At 63.2% G+C, this 310-nt stretch carries 1 protein-coding gene; it reads right to left on the bottom strand.

Annotated elements, in window-relative coordinates; translation table 11 throughout:
* Positions 1 to 114 precede the first annotated feature (114 nt).
* The coding region (locus tag DJ021_RS19135; RefSeq protein WP_207801916.1) for a hypothetical protein at positions 115 to 310 on the bottom strand (196 nt) is incomplete at its 5' end.

Here is a 310-nt window from a genome sequence, read left to right as displayed (position 1 = left end):
CGGGAGTCCACGCAATAACTTGCTCGACAAGTTTGAGAAGACCGCGCGAGCAGAGTCAAGGCGCACTTCGTCAAGGAAATGGACAAAGCGGCGGAAAAGAGGAAAGGCTGGTCTTCAGCCGAAGCACTGGTCACCGGGGAGGGGCCCCGGCAGGTAGCCGCGGTCGAGGAATTGAAGGCCGAAGACGACGGCGATGGCGAGCACGGTGAGGTAGGAGACGCCCTCCACGGCGCCCAGCAAGCCCAGAGGTCCGTTGGGCAGGCCCGAACCGGTCTTAACCTTCGTGTACGCCGACCACCCGACGATCGCC

This window comes from Phenylobacterium hankyongense (assembly GCF_003254505.1).
Classification (GTDB): Bacteria; Pseudomonadota; Alphaproteobacteria; order Caulobacterales; family Caulobacteraceae; genus Phenylobacterium; species Phenylobacterium hankyongense.
The sequence above is the reverse complement of the archived record's forward strand: the minus strand, read 5'-3'. Positions and strand labels throughout refer to the sequence as shown.